The organism is Algibacter sp. AS12 (assembly GCF_046736315.1).
In the GTDB taxonomy this organism is placed as follows: domain Bacteria; phylum Bacteroidota; class Bacteroidia; order Flavobacteriales; family Flavobacteriaceae; genus Algibacter_B; species Algibacter_B amylolyticus.
In genome coordinates, this window is sequence record NZ_CP151841.1 from 3,732,914 (window position 1) to 3,749,903 (window position 16,990).

The following is a 16,990-nucleotide window of genomic DNA, read 5'->3' on the forward strand; positions in this document are numbered from 1 at the left end:
TACATTACTGCTTCAAAAGATACTTTCTTAAAAGTTTACCTCCTTTTATTTCTATATATTTGTAAGTTAAATTAGAATAAAAAATAACAAATATTAGTAGTGAAATAAAAACTAATGTTTCGGTTATTGTGTTTTGTTTTACACCAATTATTTCAAATATTATAGTTGGAATTAAAGTTATACAAATAGAATGGTTTAGATAGACTGAATAGGATATTTTACCTAAAAATTGTAAAAACTTGGTGTCCAAGAACCAACTAATAATACTATTTGTTTTAAGAAGGATTAAAATGAAAAGGGCATAGGATAGTGGTATTGCTTTTAAACCAAACATTTGCTTTTCAATTCCCCTAAAATTGTGAAGGTAGTATAATACGACTATTAGTAAAATAGGTATTATTAATTCCACATGTTTATTTAATTTAAAATTTACTTTTGATATTTTGTATACAAAGTAACCTAAATTAAAAGATATCAAACCTCTTATAAATCCATTATCTCCTTTTAGAAAGAAATATTCTTTATTGATAACATAAAGAGCAGATAAAACTATAATAGAAAATAAAACAACACTTTTTTTCTTACCAATTACACAGGTAGAAATTATTCCGAATACTATATAAGAAATCATTTCGGATGATATAGACCATGAAGGAATATTTAAGCCTTCATATGCTGAAAGATTAAAAACTCCACTTATTTCGGTAGAATTGAGAAACAATATAGAATTAAAAAAACGAAGTATTACTACTTGAATGGTGTCCGGTTCATATTTAGGTTCTATAAAGATAGTTGCAATTTTTATTAAAAACACTATAGTTACACTATACAGTAACAATGGAAATAATCTAGCAAACCTTTTTTTTATAAAAATCCAGAATTCTTTATAAGTTAAATGCAAATCATAATTATAACTAATTACAAAGCCGCTTAAAACAAAGAAGAAGTCTACAAACGAATAAGAACTTCTAACTATAAAATTATCATGTATTAACGCCGGTATAAATTTTTCATAATAATGATATATAACAATCATTACACTGAATATACCTCTTAAACCATCTAGTTTTGTAATTCTCATTCTATAGATATTTACTCTATTAACATTATATTTTATATCAATCTATAATGCCAAAATCTTTTTTATTAGCTCTTAACTTATTAAGATAAGGTTCTACATTGGTTGTATCTACAGAGACATCCTTTGATGATAAAACATTTATAATTGTTTTTAGTAGTATTTTAACGTCATTTTTAAACGAAATATCTTCCACATAATCAACGTCGTATTGTAATTTTGTATCCCAATTAGAAAAATTTCTTCCATTAACTTGTGCAAGCCCGGTAATCCCAGGTTTTACCCAATGTCTTTTTTGTTCTTTCGTGGTATAATATCCTAAATATTCAGGTAATAAAGGCCTAGGACCAATTAAGGACATATCACCTTTTATGATATTAAATAATTGCGGCAACTCATCAATAGATGTTTTTCTAATTATTTTACCAATCGTGGTCAAACGGAAAGTGTCGGGTAGCAGGTTCCCTTTATCATCCTTTTTGTCGTTCATGGTTTTAAATTTAATGATTTTAAACAATTTTTCATTTTTACCTGGTCTTACTTGTAAAAAGAAGGGTTTGCCTTGATTAGCAAATAATAATAATAAAGTAGCTATAAGTATTATTGGCGACAACAAAACTAGAGCAATAAATGCTATTAGGTAATCTAAAAGTGGCTTAATTATATTTTTATACATACAAAATTAATTCAATGTCGTTTGTATGGCTTTTATAAGGTCGCCAATATTATTCATATTCATTAAATCCATTAACTTAAATTTTATATTAAATTCTTGTTCAATCTCATTAATAATCATCATGTGTGTTATAGATTCCCAACCCTCTACATCATTAGCACTGGTATCGTTATTTAAAACAAAATTTTCATGTTCTAGTACTTTTACAAAAGCAGCTCTTACCTTAATTTTAATAGCATCTTCATTCATAATTATAATATGTTATTTTTTGAAAAAATGGGTTCTTAATGTCTTTCTATCAATCTTACCATTAATGCTATGTGGAAATTCTTTAATAAAACAAATATGTCTTGGAATCATATAATCTGGCATTTTAGTTTTCATATAATCAAAAATGTAATCTGTTTCAAAAGGATCGCCTTCAAAAGCTAAACCTAACTCAGCATTACCTAATTCATTAGTAATATCAATAGCAATTAAATTAGATTTCTTTTTGCAAATGGATTTAGCATGGTATTCTATTTCTGCTAATTCTACTCTATATCCTCGTATTTTTACTTGAAAATCGGCTCTCCCTGCGTATAAAAAATCGCCATCCTCATCCTTCAAGCAAAGATCTCCTGTTTTATAGTACCGTTCCGTTTTTCCATTACAATCAAAGTTAAAAAAGCTAATAGCGTTTCGTTCTGGGTTTTTCCAATAGCCGGGTGTTATTTGCGGCCCTGCTAAGCATAATTCGCCAACCGTATTAATAGGTAATTCATTATTATTTTCATCAACCACCAAATATTTTGTGTTTTTTTGAGGTGTTCCAATGGCAATTATACCATTTAAAGCTTTGGTGTTTGTTTGTTTATGGTAAGGATAAAAACCACTATACACAGTAAACTCAGTAGGACCGTAATAATTGAAAATTTTACAGTTAGGAAGACAGTTACTCCATTCTACAGCAATATCATTGTGTAAAGCACCACCACCAAAACTACAATAACGCACATGTGGCGAGTTAATTTCTGAAAAATACGGACGCAAATAATTTAAAATAGAAGGTACCATTGTAAGTACAGTAAGCTTTTGTTCTTGTATAAGTTTAAAAATATAAAAATACTTGATAGCTTTTTTAGGAATAGTATATATACAAGATCCAGCTAGCAGTGGAAATAAATAGGTTACTACCGAAAAATCGAACGTGAGTTCAAACATTTGCAAGCATCTATCGGAAGCCAATAAATTAAAATCTGGTTCTGCCTCAATAGCATCTACTAAGCTATTTACATTATTAAAAGTTATTGGAACACCTTTTGGTTGTCCTGTTGTACCCGAAGTAAATAGGATATAGGCAATGTCTTCAGGATTTACTTTTTTGCAGTCTAGATTTAATTCTGTAAACTCTAAAGTTTTAGATGCAATAATGTTATAGTCGTTATAAATGGAATGCTCCGATGAGTCGATTACCGTTTTAATTTCGGTAGCATTAAAAATTTGAATATTACGCTCCATTGGCGTAGAAGGGTTTACAGGCACATAGGCCTTTCCTTCTAACCATAATGCTATAATACTGGCATAGGTTTGTAAATCATCATTTGTAACTAGACCTATTAATTTTTCATTACTATCTATATGTTTTGCAAGATATAACCTAATTTTAGAGATTTCTACTGCAAACTCATTATAACTATAAAATATGTTATTAATGTAAAAAGCCTCCTTGTTTGCGTGCTTTAAAATGGACTGTTGTAAATTAGCTATATACTCCATAGTGTATTAATAAAAATGCCCGTCTCTATTAAACAATGTTACACTATCATAATCAAATTTAGTATCGTTATGTGCAATACCTTTTTTTATGACTTTATGAGTAAAAACAGATAAATAACGCTTGTTTAAATTATCAGACAATTCAGTATCATCGGTAAAAATAAAATTCCGTTTAGATTTTAAGAGGTTTTCCATTAAAACATCAACACAAACATCATAATTAATAGGGTCTTCTACTAAAAAGTATTTAACATTAAATTCGTTATAATTGATGATGTATGATAAAAAACCAATAACACTATTATCTTTTATAATTTTTAAGTTATGAATATGAATATTATCACTTATTCCTGGTTGCAAATTGGAGTAAGGTCTTTTATGGTTTGTCGGCACTTGCAAATATTGTGTATTACTTAATTGCCAGTTTACATAATCTTTAGTCTTTAATATTAGATCGTTTTTGCATAATGGTTTTATAAAATTCCAAGTGTCATTATCTAATTCATTTATAAACTCATAGGTTAAGGCAGCTGTGTTTGTTCCTAACTTCCTTCTATTTACAAAACGAACTAGTTTCCCAGTAATGCCATCCATAATATCCATAAGGAACTTTACAGGTTTTAAAAACGGAAACCTACCTAGTAGCATAGATCGATCTAAGCTAAAAAATAAGGTATGCCTCAATCTTGATGCGATAACGCTAAAAGGTCGTTTATCATAAAACTCTTGAATATTCTCTGTATAGCTTTTTATAACCACTTGATTTTGTGTTAGTTTTACAGAGTAATCATATATGTAAGTTCCTAAAACCGTATCTTTATAACGTTTAGCAACCCACCAATCAATCATCCAATATACTTTTTTAGCGGGTTGGTCGTGCATATTTATAAAATCGGGAAACATGTAGATAAAGGCTACCATTTCATCCTTTTCCATGGCTAAAACACCACAAAAATCTTCTTCTTCAATTCTATTATTAGAAAGTAACCATATCGCTTTACTTTTAGCCATAGGTGCTAAACCAGATTTCCAAAATGTATTATCTTCAATATGTTCCCTTAACTTACTTTTAGTTAAGTTAACGATTTCTAAATCTTCACTCATTGGTTTTGGTATACGTGTTAGTTTTAAGTAAAAACAACAATCTCATTCAAATATATAATTATATGATTAGCAATTAGGTTTCATCTATACATTTACGTTATTAATGGCTTTTTTTTCGATGAGAGGTCATTAATTTTTATATAAACAAATAATACATTACTCATTTTACTTGTGAGAGAATAAAACTAAAACGTTTTATCAATACCTTATGGTAAATGCGGCTTAATAATTTCAACTAGATTATTATTAAATAGGGTAGCGCCTTTATCATTTAAATGTGATGGGTCCCAAAATAAATCTAATTTATTAATGTAATCTTTTGAATTTAAATAATTATAAAACGGAACACCCTCAGATTTTGCTATAGCTTTAATAGTAGTAAAAGATTTGTTTTTAGATAAATCGCGTTCAATTAATTTTGGAGAACTTACAAATATTAATTTAACATTGTGTGTTTTAGCTTCGTTTATAAAATCCTTAAGCAATTGAACAAAAATGGGTTCCATCTCTTCGGTATAAATCTTTTTTGGTGGATGTTGTTTATAAGAAACAAGTTGCGCTGGAGTCATTTCCTCTTTTAAGGCTCTATATCCTTTTTCTGAAAATTGAGGTGCTACCTTATATTTTAAAACATGAACAATAGTTGAATTATATTGATAAGCTTTAAACCATAGCTTATAATCATCAAATTTGGATTTTAATCTTAAAAACGGATTTAGTTCGGCCTTGTGTTCGCCGTAATATGGGTGTAAATCACTAAGCCTACTAAAGGCTATATCCGATTTAAAAAGAAACTCCTCGTCTATATTAAAAATAATTAATTCCGGACGGTGTCTTTTTAAAAGCATTTTTTGAAGTGCCGTATGGTAAATAAGTTGTTGACCTTCGGCACCAGCGTTGTAACACGTTTTTCCAGTTTTGTCTTCTATAATTTCAGGTTTGTAATGTCTAATGGCATGAGAGCTCCCAATAACCATAATAGCATCCTTAGAGTCATTTACCACGTAAGATGAGCGCGCAAATTTTCCAGTTTCTTGACTTAAAAATAGTTTTTTAGCAACCAATCCAAAACAAAAATCTATAACTACAATTAGGATAGCAAATTTTATAATGAGAATGGCAACACGCTTTATTTGAGTTTTCATAATCTTTAAAATTGAAAATAAATAAATTGACTATTACCAAATACACCTAAGTAAAAAATCATAAAAATGATGATACTGTATCTTAAAAGCGTAGCCATTGGTTTAATACGATTAGGTACGGATAAATAACTATTAAAAAATTCTCTTTTAAACTCACTTAAAACTAATATTATAATAGCAATAGCCGTATAAACAGGAGCTGTAATATCGTCTCTTCCTCCAATATAAGGATTACCTAAATTAGTAAAAATGTCTTTAAATATAAGTAATGCTTGACTTAAAGAATTAGCCCTAAAAAACACCCAGGTTAAGTTTATAAGTACAAAGGTGATGGCTATATTAATAAGTCCAGATCTTTTCTTTTTAAAAATTAAGGTTTCGGTAATTAGATACAAGCCATTTATTGCGCCCCAAAAAACAAAGGTCCAATTAGCACCATGCCATAAACCACTTATTAAAAAGGTAATAAATAAGTTAAATAAATAACGTCCTTTTTTAGTCTTGTTTCCTCCTAAAGGAATGTAAACATAATCTTTAAACCAGGTGGAAAGAGATATGTGCCAGCGTTTCCAGAACTCGCCAACCGATGCCGCAAAATAAGGTCGATTAAAATTGACCATTAATTCTAAACCAAATAATTTGGCAACACCAATAGCTATTAAAGAGTAGCCTGCAAAATCGCCATAAATTTGAAAAGCAAAGAAAACTGTAGCAACCATAAACGTTATACCATCATGGTTTTCTACATTATTATAAACAGCATCTACATAAATGGCAGCTCTATCGGCTACAACTAATTTTAAAAAGAAACCCCAAATCATAAGTTTAACGCCCGAGGCTATCTTACGTTTTGTAAAAACTCTAGAGTTTAAAATTTGTGGTAATAAATTAGAAGCTCTTTCAATAGGGCCAGCGACTAACTGCGGAAAAAACGAAACAAAAGCAGCAAAACTTATAAAATTTGTTGTGGGTTTCAATTTCCCTCGATTAATATCAATAGAGTAGGATAGGGTTTGAAACGTATAAAAAGAAATTCCTACAGGAAGTATAATATTTAAAGTCCAGCTGTTTTGAACGGTATAGCCTAAAGTGTTTAAAGCATCTACCCAGGAGTCCACAAAGAAATTGTAATATTTAAAAAAGCCTAAAAGGCCAATATTAAAAACAATACTAACAAGCATCCAATTTTTCTTAGTAGCTTTTTCATCCGAATTATAAATTTTTAGTCCAACATAATAATCCACAACAGTACTAGTGGCTATTAAAATTAAAAAACGATAATCCCACCATCCATAAAAAACATAACTACTAACTAATAGAATAATGTTTTGTAGTTTCAAATTTCTGTAGGCTACCCAATATAATAGTAATACCGTTGGCAGAAAAACAAAAAATATGGCTGAATTAAATAACATCTATTTGTTTTCTAAATTTTTATATTCTTCAAGCAAACCATCCCATATAACTTGGCGTTGGTAACGCTTTACAATAAGTTCTCTACACTTAGCTCTATCATATATAAAGGTATTGTTATAAACTTTTAACATAGCGTCGTGTAAAGCATCAGCATCTCTTACAGGTATAATACAACCGTTTTCGCCTTCAATAATTATTTCATTACACCCATTAATATCGGTAACAATAGCAGGAAGTTCCATAGCGCCAGCTTGCATAACAACATTAGGAAACCCTTCGCGATAACTCGGGAAAGCCAAAACATCGGCAATGGCAAAATACGGTCTTACATCGGTAGCCCAACCTGTAGATATAATTTGTGGGTTGGTATCTTTTATTTCTAAAGTTCTTTCATCTAAAGGATCTAATTCTGTTTCAAAATCGCCTACTAATAAAAGTTTAGCATCTTTATGCGTTTTAGAAAAGGTCCTAAAAGCCTCTAAAAGTTCTTTTATACCCTTATCGGCCACTAAGCGACCTACATAAATAAATACAAAATCAGACTCAGCAATATTTAAACGTTTTTTTAAAGCTTTATTTTCGGCTACATTACTAAAATTTTTTAAATTAAATAAATCGACATCTATACCATTAGAGCTACCATGGGCTATAACTTTTAATTTGTTTTTAGTGGTAAATTTTTCTTCTAGTATAATATTGTATAAACCGTGCGAGTTCGGGTAAATCATAGATGCAAATGCATAAGTAATTTTTTCTACGGTATTTAATAACCATCTTTTTTTGCCGGTAGCTACCAGTAAAGGTAAGCCTGCAATAGTATGTAATCTATGTGGTACACCAGCAAATTTTGCAGCAATCATAGATAATGTTCCTGCTTTTGGTGTATGCGAGTGCACTATAAAAGGTTTCTCTTTTTTGAATAATTTATAAAGTTTGTAAACAGAAACGAGGTCTTTAAATGGTGTTATTTTTCTAGTCATATCAATAGCTATGGTAGGTACATTTTCTCTTTCCGAAACTAATTTAAGGAGGTTGTACTTATCATTGGATGAGACTGCAATAACATCGTAATGTGCAGACATAAATTTTAGTTGACCAAAAAGTAACCCTCTTAGGGATGCTGGTACTGTTGTAACTCTAATAATTTTTTTCTTCATAAAGACTTTATTATCTGCTTATTCCAATAGGCCGTAAATATATAAAAGTTATTCTTTTTAAGTAAACAGTTTCACAATTACAAAATTATAAGTAAATAAATGGCTGTTTTACTAATGATTTATTTTATAATTAAGCTTTTTTATATTTTTTTAAGCATTGTAAAATCAAAATGCAACTATGTTAACTAATTGTATTTCAGTTTTTTAAAATTGTTATTTTTTATTAACAATGGAGTGTATTTTAATTATTTGCATTTATTTTTGCCTCGTAAAGTCTAAATCAAAAATATAAACGTAAGTTAATCAGTGGTATACAGAAAGAGGAGTGTTTTTAACGTTAAATTATGCATTTCATCGAATTTATTGTCAGATAAATACTAGATTTATCGATTTATTTTGACAGTTTATCGATTTTTCCAAAAAAAAATTATATCATTGAACAACTTATTTTATGTCCTTTAATTATTTAGTATTATGAAGATTACAATTAAAAACATTGCTTTGGCAATAGCAACGATGTTCGTTTTAACATCTTGCAACAATGAAGAGTTATTTGTAGATGATGCCGTTTCGGAAGAACTAGTAGTAACAGATGAAATAAAAGAAGAAATTTTAGACCCAACAGATCCAACCGATCCTTGTGATTTTAACCTAAGCAGTGCTAAAGCAAATTCTACAGTTGTAATAGATTGTATATTAGATTTGGAAGGAAAAACGATAGACTTGCCAAATAGTGTATATGTAAGTTATGCTGGAGGTGATATTGTAAATGGTACTATTAATTTTGGTGCTAGTAGCACTATTGATGGTGAACTTTTAAATTATACTTTAAAAGTGGAAGGGCAAACTCCAAAACTTAGTAAGCCAGAATTTAATTTTAAACCTGAAAGATGGAATATTGTAGAAGGAGAAACCACTTCTGATATTGCTTGGGAGAACAATAAAATTTTAGAATATACAATGTCTTTTGTTAAAGAATTAGGGGCAACAACATTAAAAATGGATGTAATAGATGCTTATTTTGAAGGGTCTCGAAATGAGCCAGGGACAGTTTTTTACCCTTCAGTAGAAGCTGTAAATATTCCCTCAAACTTTAATGTAGTAATGACAGACGATACACATTTAAGAATCCAACCGGCCACTGCTCAGTCAGAAAATTTGGAAAATGGTGCTATTTTTTCCATTCGAGATGGGGATAATATAACTGTTACGGGTGGGAATTTACACGGAGATAGAAAAACGAGATATTTTTCACCACCAAATTGGACTGGTAATGTACCTGGTTTAGAAGGTGCTCATTTATTTTACATAGAATCTGGGCGTAATGTTACACTAGAAGGGATTAAGTTTATTGATGGCTCTAAAGGAGCTTTAAACATCTATTCTTTAGGCGCAACCTTTCAAGCATGGTACAACCCTAGTAGATATATAAAAGTTCTAAACTGTGAGTTTACCAATATAAGAAGAATGGCAATTGCATTAACTGATGGGCGTGACATACTTTTTGAAGGAAACACGTTTACAGATACTGGAATCGCGGATGAGAATGCTGATGGCGGTGAGGTTGGTTATGCCATGAATATGGAGGCAACCAGAGTACGAGACGATAACGGAATATTAGTTGAACGTGAAAAAGTAACAGATATCATAATACGTGGAAATAAAGAAACTGGGAGCAGAGGAGGTGCTATATCTGTGCATATTGGCCAGAACGTTACCATTGAAGACAATGATTTCGAAGGCGCAGTCGGATTTACTTATACTAATAATACAAAGATCATTAACAATAGATTGGCTAAGGGGAACTCCGATGCAAAATATGCAATACATTCATCATCAACAGAAAGTGAAACTGTTTATAACAATGAGATTTCTGGCAACATAATTAAAGGCTATGGAATTGGGATGGTTATAAGTTCAATAGATGTAGAAGTTCATGATAATATTATTAGCGACGTGGATACAGGAATTCAACTATATAAACTTATCAATTCGAAAATTTATAACAATACCATTTCGGCTACGACAACTGGAATAAGCTTGATTAATTCTTGGGCCGATAAATTAGACATAACCGGAAACACTATTGATGCAGGAAGTTTAAATATGAAATTTTCTAATAGTAATAATAAACCAGAGCATGCTAATTATACCTTTTCTGTTACAGATAATATTTGTAAAACAGACAAAAAAATAGATTTCTTACTCGTTAATGGAATTACTTTTTCCAATAATGAGGTTGCTGGTATTCAAATATCAAACTCAACAAATTTGACAATTTCTAATAATACTATAAAACCAACAGATTTTGATGGCATTCGTTTATACAGCGATCATGACAATGTATCACTTATAAATAATACCATTTATGAACCTACAGGTGCTTCTAGATTTCAATGTATAAATAATGGCTCAGAGAGTCAGGATGAAATTGTTGAGAAAGGGAATACTTGTAATTAAGTTAATAAACATAATTTATATAAAAAGGTAAGACTAATTTTTAGTCTTACCTTTTTTGGTTTGTATAATTTTATAAGTTATACTTATTTTAATAATCAGTTCTCTACAATTTTAGCTTTAATATTATTCTTAATCAAGCGATATTTTCCACTGTTTTCTACAGGAATATTATCGATAAATTTAAGTGTTATTGTAATTTGCTCACCAACACGATCTTTAAGGTTTTTTAAAAACACCTGCTCATCCTGTTTGGTAAAGGCATTATCATCTTTTTCTATAAGGACTACTAGGGCGTTTAATTGATCTTGTTGTATTTGAAACCTAATTACGCCTTTTACACCTTTTAAACAATTCGAGATGTTTCCTAGATTAACTTTTCCTTTTTCTTCGGAATAGATATAATCTGAAATTCTTCCTAAAATATGTTTTACTAACGGGTTATTGTTGCCACAATTACAAACCGCTGTAGGCTTGTCTAGTTCAATTTGGTCGCCAATATCGTATCTAATTAGTGGTGTGCCACGGGTATTAAACGGTGTTACTACTAATCTGCCATTGGTGGTTGGGTTATCATTATCGTCCAACACCTCGAAAACACCACTTTGTAATTCGAGATGCAAGTTACCTTGCACGCATTCTATTATAAAAGGCGATCCTTCTGAAGACGCATATTGATTATATACTTTTGTTTTAAAATAACTTTCTAGCACTGTTCTTATTTCGGTAGTTATGGTTTCGGCAGTAGGGAATATAGCTTTTATAATTCCAGATGGAAATTCAATATTATGCTGCACGCCGTATTTCGCGATTTCGTACATGGTAGAAGGAAAACCTACAAAATATTCGGGTTTAAATTTTATAAGGTTTTCTATATAGTATTTTAAATATTTAGAGTGTATATGAAACGTAGAGTAGTAACGTACCTTATAAATATAATCTGTTTTCCAAAACCTATTTTTACTAATATCTCTTTGGTTTAATAAGTTTTTACCACTAAACCAGGCTGTTTTTTTTCCTAAGCGGTAACCAAAATTATGCCTGAAATAGTCTAGTATAGCATGACGTTCTCTAGAATCTTCCAATACATAAATAACTTCTAGAGATTTTCCTGTTGTACCTCCTGTTTTTGCTACACTGCCTTCGCTTTTTTTAATGGTATAAATATCATTTATGTTTTGTCTTATCAGTTCTTTATTAACTATAGGCAGTAAATGGATGTTTTCAATTTTTTCTGGAGATTCTATTTTAGAAAAGGCTTGCTTATAATAATTAGAGTTTGTTATTGCATAATTTATAAATGCTGTGTATTTTTCTGATTGTATAGCTTGTAATTCTTTTAATGATAGGTTTTTATTTGCTTTGTATAGCTTTAAAAACTCGTGATATTTACCAGAATTACGTCCTCTATAAGCCATTATGTTATAAACGCTTACCAGGACGTTTTGAATATAATTAGGTGCTTTGTTATATAATTTGTCTTGTAATTGGCCCATTTTTATTATTTAATGTGATTTAAATAAAAGGATTGTATATTTTGAGTATTGGATATAATATCATAATTCCCCTCTATAATATTCTGCGATTGGTCTATTTTTTTAGAGGTATCTAGTGTTAAAATTTTCTGCGCCCATACATCTGCCGTTTCATCAATAGAAACAAACGAAATGTTATTGGTTAAGCGAACTTCTTTTGTAATAGAATCTGAGGCTATAATTTTTAAACTAGCGGCTTGGGCTTCTATTAAAGTAACAGGAAGTCCTTCATAAAACGACGGAAAAACAAAAACGTCCATCATTTGGCAAAGTTGTGGTATATCAGTTCTAACACCAAGGAATTGTATTTTATGGTCGATTTGTAATCGTTGTGCTTCGGTTTGCAATCCCGATTTTAGGGGACCATCTCCAATTAATATTAATGTCGCATTGGGTTGCTTTTTTAATATAGCCGCAAATATTTTAATTAAAAAGGCATGATTTTTTTGGCTTACAAAACGGCCAATATGACCAATAACGAGTTCGTTTTCTAGTTTAAATTCTTTTTTGTAAGTTGCTGATACACTGGGGTTATATTTAAATTTGTCAGTATCTATAGCATTATTCATGGTTTCAAATGGCGTACTACCAAATAACCAATTCCCAGCTTTATCGCCACAAGAAAAATAATGTGTAGCATGTAGTTTTACACGTTTTTTTAGTTGCAGTTTTACTATTTTTTTCAAACTTTCGCTTATACTTTCTTTACCAGATAATATGGAGCGTAAGCTTACCTTATTTATAGCAATATGGGCATGTGCGATACGGACAGGTATTTTAAATTCTTCAGCCATTTTAAGCGGGAAATAGCTAAATGTATTTAAATGCGAATGTATAATGTTATAAGTGTTATGTTTTTTAAAAAAAGCACGTAATGCCTTATAATACGCGTTAGGCATAAAGGGATTTATAGCGGGTAATCTATATATTTTACCACCTAAAGCTCCTATTTCATCATCGTAGGCTGCTTTATTTGGTCTATGAACTAAAAAATCAAACTGAACCTTAGTGGTATCTAATTTTCTATAGTAGTTCATAATCATGGTTTCTGCACCACCGCGATCCATTATTGTAAATACTTGTAAAACTCGTATAGGAGGCATATCTAAATGGTATTAACTTATTAAAAATTGAGTTTAAATTGGCGTTTTACGGCAACAAATTTGCCATTGGCACCCAAAGGTATGGTATCGACTGTATTTAATTGATACTCGATATCTTCTCCTAATCTAGCCTTTAAATTGTTTAGAAAAGTAGTTTTCATTTTTTTAGTAAACAAGGCATCTGTTTCTAGGTTTATTTCGATTAGTGTTGGGCTTTTCTGGATAATTTGTCCTTTAATAATACCTTCTAACCCTTTATAAGCCGTATCCATACGGCCAACAAAACCTTTAGCTTCGGTCCATAGAATATCATCTTCACGACCTATTAATCTTTCTATAATAGGCATTTTACAACCACAGGAACATAGGGTTTTATTATTGCTTAATAAAACGGTATCTTCAATACTATAGCGAACTAATGGTGTACGATAATTTATAAAACTGGTTACTACTAGTTTAGCAATTTCTCCAGTTTTTGCTGGTTCTCCTTTTATATTTATAAATTCGAATACGCCAGAATCTAAATTTAAATGTAAATTACCTGCCGTACATTCGGTAATAAACGGACTGCCTTCACTTGATGCATATTGATTATAGACTTTACATTGAAATGCTTTTTCTATTTCTTCCCTTTGATAATCGTATAAGGTTTCGGCAGTTACCGCTATAGCACTAGGTATAAAGCTTAGTTTTAAATTGTTTTTATTAATGTATTTACTAATAATATAAATAGCAGAAGGGTAGCCGTCTAATAATTTAGGTTTAAAAGCATTTAGTTTTTTTATATAGGATGCTAAGTTGTTTTCTGTTAAATGATAGGTTGACATTAACAATTGGTTATCAAAGTAATTATACATCCAAAAAGGTGGTTTACTCGCTTTGGCATCTACTATTAAGCGGCCTGAGAATCTAACTTGTTTGGTGTTTGGTTTAATGCCAATGGTGTGGTGAAATCGCTTCCAAAATGCAAAAGACGCATTTATGGATTCTATATCAATATAATCTAAAGTTGGCGAACCCGAAGTACCACTTGTATGGCCAACCATTGCTGTTTCCCGTTTATTATTTAATAAAGCTTGGACATTATTTTTTCTATCGGTTTTTTCTAGAATTGGCATTTTATTTAAAACATTAAAAGGATCTTGTTCTATTTGTGTTTTAGTAATGCCTAAATTTTTCATGATACTACTATACCATGGCGAATGTTCGAGAACTTCCAACAATAATACACCTAACTTGTTTTCTTGATAAGTTTTTATAGTTGCTATGTCCGCTTTCCATAAGGTATTATATTCCTTTAAAAAAGATTCAAATTGTTTATTATAGCGTTGTTTTTTGTTTAAATATCCTTTAATATTAAGTAAAACAAATTTAAACGGGTATGGCATTTTATTATAAATAGTTTCTTTTAAACCGCCCATAGTGTTTTAGTGTTTATAAATAAAGCCTTGTATAATTTTTAATCTGTTTTTAAGTGTTTTTAGTTTGCAAAGCAATAAAAGCTGTAATTACATACCATCTCGTGTATTTAATCTTATATAGATATTTAGCACAATGCCAAATGGTATTGCTAAAAACGTTATTAGTTTTTTTGGAGATTCTTGCAGAAATTTCCAGTTTTTAGTAAATAGGGCACAGGACACGTAATGTATAGCATTTTTAAATTTCACCTTTAAACTTGGTGATAATTCCATTCTACTCTTTCTAGAAAATGCAAATCCTTTGGGATGTCTTCTATATTGTTTAGACATGTTTAAGCTAGAACCGTCGGGCATGTACTCAACCACGCACAGCACCTCGTTAAGCGGTAAAAGTTTATAATCTTGATCTATTAATTGGTACAAATAGCCAAGGGGTACAAAACGCTCACCCTCAAAAATAGGGTAGAGTGGGTACTTTTTTACAACATCGGTTCTGTACACTAATTTTTTATCACCTTTAACACCTAAAGTATTATTAATATCATAAAGCGTTGTAGCTTTAACATGTTCTGGTATTCTTGTACCAATAAGTTTGCCAGATTCGTCGGCATCAAGACCAACAATACCTGCGAATTCTGGTTTGTTTTCAATAGTTTTCCAAGCCTCAAGAATAATATCTACAGCATTATCGGCCATGGCATCATCACTATCAATACAAACGTTTAATGGGCTTTCCATAATACGATACGCACCATTATGAGCACCATGCATGCCTTGGTTTTTTTGGTATTGATATTGGATGGCTATTTTTCCATCATTTATCCAAGATTGTACCAATTCTTTAGTGTTATCGGTAGAGCCATCATCAATAATAAGCCATAAAAAATCTTGGTTAGATTGCCTTATAAGGCTTTTATAGCATTTATCTAGGCAATAAGCGCGATTGTATGTTGGTGTAAAAATGGTTAATGTTTTAGTCATCTAATAGTACATTAAATTTTAATTTATTAATAATTTGTTATTTATGCATAAAATACATAAGCCATTAAATATGTAAACATAAAATAGACAAATAATACTTTACCAATCATGAAATGATGATCTTTAAAAAGGCGTTGTTTTAGTAAGGGATAAATTATAACTATAGCCATCATAAACCAAGATAGATAGGCAAATCTATTGGAGTAATTAGCATTAATGACTAAAATCCAAAACCCATTACAAATGAGATATGTATTTAACAATTGAAAATAAAATTTATCATGAAATTTCTTTTTAATCACAAAATACCAACCGGCAAAAACAGCAAAAGCACTGTGAAAAAGAAAATCCCATCTAAAACCTGTACTAGAAAAAGTACCTTCTTCAGACTGACCTGATAGATAGCCAGCAAGCCTATCATCATCACCAAAACCTATACTGCTAAATATAGTTATAAAAACACTTCCAAGTACCAAGGATAAGGGAATGCAAGCTAACCAGCCCTTTAAGAAAGTTTTAGGTTCGTTATAAACCAATGTAATGAGATAAGCAAATATTGGTAAAAACATGGTTTTATGAAAAGATACCGCTATAAAAAAACATAATCCCATAATAAATTTATTGTTTTTATAACTCAGCCCTAATAAGAATAACGAGCCGGCTGCTCCATTTCTAATGCCATTAGCACCATAGGCCCAAAATGAAAAAGAAACCAAAAACATAAAGAAAGCATAATACCAATATTCTTTAAAAAGGACTTTTGAAATTCTTGCCATTGGAAGTATATATATCATAGCGCAAAATGTGAAAAACGTATGAACAGAAACAAAGTAAGAACACGTTTTCATAAAAATATGAAAAAAAATATCTTTCGTACCTTTTATAGGTGATCCTGATTGGTAATCGGCATAGTATATAGAATAGGTTCTCATATCTCCAAAATACCTTCCGCTTATAGGTCTTTGCCCAATATATAAAATACTAAACACTAATATAAGTAATCCGGCTACCTTTATGAAATTTATGTTTTTTGGATCATCTAGTTTTAATATCCTAGTATGTAATAATGTAAGCATTATTAGAAAAAAGAAGACGTTTATAAAAACTTGAAAATATAAATGCAGGGGAACTAGAGTATTCATATTATATTTAACTTCTT

14 protein-coding genes are annotated in these 16,990 nt (G+C 30.4%); 1 reads left to right on the forward strand and 13 read right to left on the reverse strand.

What is annotated here, in order from left to right; all coding sequences use genetic code 11:
- Window positions 1-4 precede the first annotated feature (4 nt).
- From AAFN75_RS15230 to AAFN75_RS15265, 8 genes are all read right to left on the reverse strand, one after another.
- Window positions 5-1,081: an acyltransferase family protein gene (locus tag AAFN75_RS15230; protein ID WP_411807151.1), complete on the reverse strand. Its 1,077-nt coding sequence runs from the start codon at window positions 1,079-1,081 to the stop codon at window positions 5-7.
- Between the two features lie 37 nt (window positions 1,082-1,118).
- Complete coding sequence (locus AAFN75_RS15235; protein WP_411807152.1) at window positions 1,119-1,754, reverse strand: sugar transferase; 636 nt, start codon at window positions 1,752-1,754, stop codon at window positions 1,119-1,121.
- Between the two features lie 6 nt (window positions 1,755-1,760).
- Complete coding sequence (locus AAFN75_RS15240; RefSeq protein ID WP_411807153.1) at window positions 1,761-2,003, reverse strand: acyl carrier protein; 243 nt, start codon at window positions 2,001-2,003, stop codon at window positions 1,761-1,763.
- Between the two features lie 12 nt (window positions 2,004-2,015).
- On the reverse strand, window positions 2,016-3,512 hold the full coding sequence (locus tag AAFN75_RS15245; protein WP_411807154.1) for an AMP-binding protein: 1,497 nt from the start codon (window positions 3,510-3,512) through the stop codon (window positions 2,016-2,018).
- A gap of 6 nt (window positions 3,513-3,518) precedes the next feature.
- The gene (locus tag AAFN75_RS15250; protein WP_411807155.1) at window positions 3,519-4,616 is read right to left on the reverse strand and encodes a hypothetical protein; all 1,098 of its coding nucleotides are present in this window, start codon (window positions 4,614-4,616) and stop codon (window positions 3,519-3,521) included.
- A gap of 206 nt (window positions 4,617-4,822) precedes the next feature.
- Window positions 4,823-5,761 carry a hypothetical protein gene (locus tag AAFN75_RS15255; protein ID WP_411807156.1) on the reverse strand — a complete coding sequence of 313 codons (939 nt, stop codon included), beginning with the start codon at window positions 5,759-5,761 and terminating at the stop codon, window positions 4,823-4,825.
- Window positions 5,762-5,766: 5 nt separating this feature from the next.
- A complete protein-coding gene (locus tag AAFN75_RS15260; RefSeq protein ID WP_411807157.1) occupies window positions 5,767-7,176 on the reverse strand; it encodes an MBOAT family O-acyltransferase in 1,410 nt (469 codons plus the stop codon).
- Window positions 7,177-8,334 (reverse strand): glycosyltransferase family 4 protein, encoded by a 1,158-nt coding sequence (locus tag AAFN75_RS15265; protein ID WP_411807158.1) that lies wholly within the window; start codon window positions 8,332-8,334, stop codon window positions 7,177-7,179.
- A 474-nt stretch (window positions 8,335-8,808) separates the two neighbouring features.
- On the opposite strand from AAFN75_RS15265, the gene AAFN75_RS15270 reads away from it, so the two are divergent.
- Complete coding sequence (locus AAFN75_RS15270) at window positions 8,809-10,794, forward strand: right-handed parallel beta-helix repeat-containing protein (RefSeq protein ID WP_411807159.1); 1,986 nt, start codon at window positions 8,809-8,811, stop codon at window positions 10,792-10,794.
- Between the two features lie 95 nt (window positions 10,795-10,889).
- Here AAFN75_RS15270 and AAFN75_RS15275 read toward each other — a convergent pair whose 3' ends face one another.
- The 5 genes from AAFN75_RS15275 to AAFN75_RS15295 all read right to left on the reverse strand — a co-directional run bounded on the left by AAFN75_RS15275 (window position 10,890) and on the right by AAFN75_RS15295 (window position 16,907).
- Entirely contained in the window at window positions 10,890-12,287 is a 1,398-nt protein-coding gene (locus tag AAFN75_RS15275) for a phenylacetate--CoA ligase family protein (RefSeq protein WP_411807160.1), read from the reverse strand.
- Between the two features lie 5 nt (window positions 12,288-12,292).
- Window positions 12,293-13,429: a glycosyltransferase family 1 protein gene (locus AAFN75_RS15280; protein WP_411807161.1), complete on the reverse strand. Its 1,137-nt coding sequence runs from the start codon at window positions 13,427-13,429 to the stop codon at window positions 12,293-12,295.
- Window positions 13,430-13,449: 20 nt separating this feature from the next.
- The gene (locus tag AAFN75_RS15285; RefSeq protein ID WP_411807162.1) at window positions 13,450-14,850 is read right to left on the reverse strand and encodes a hypothetical protein; all 1,401 of its coding nucleotides are present in this window, start codon (window positions 14,848-14,850) and stop codon (window positions 13,450-13,452) included.
- A gap of 87 nt (window positions 14,851-14,937) precedes the next feature.
- On the reverse strand, window positions 14,938-15,831 hold the full coding sequence (locus AAFN75_RS15290; protein WP_411807164.1) for a glycosyltransferase family 2 protein: 894 nt from the start codon (window positions 15,829-15,831) through the stop codon (window positions 14,938-14,940).
- A gap of 41 nt (window positions 15,832-15,872) precedes the next feature.
- Window positions 15,873-16,907 (reverse strand): EpsG family protein, encoded by a 1,035-nt coding sequence (locus AAFN75_RS15295; protein WP_411807165.1) that lies wholly within the window; start codon window positions 16,905-16,907, stop codon window positions 15,873-15,875.
- Between the last annotated feature and the right edge of the window lie 83 nt (window positions 16,908-16,990).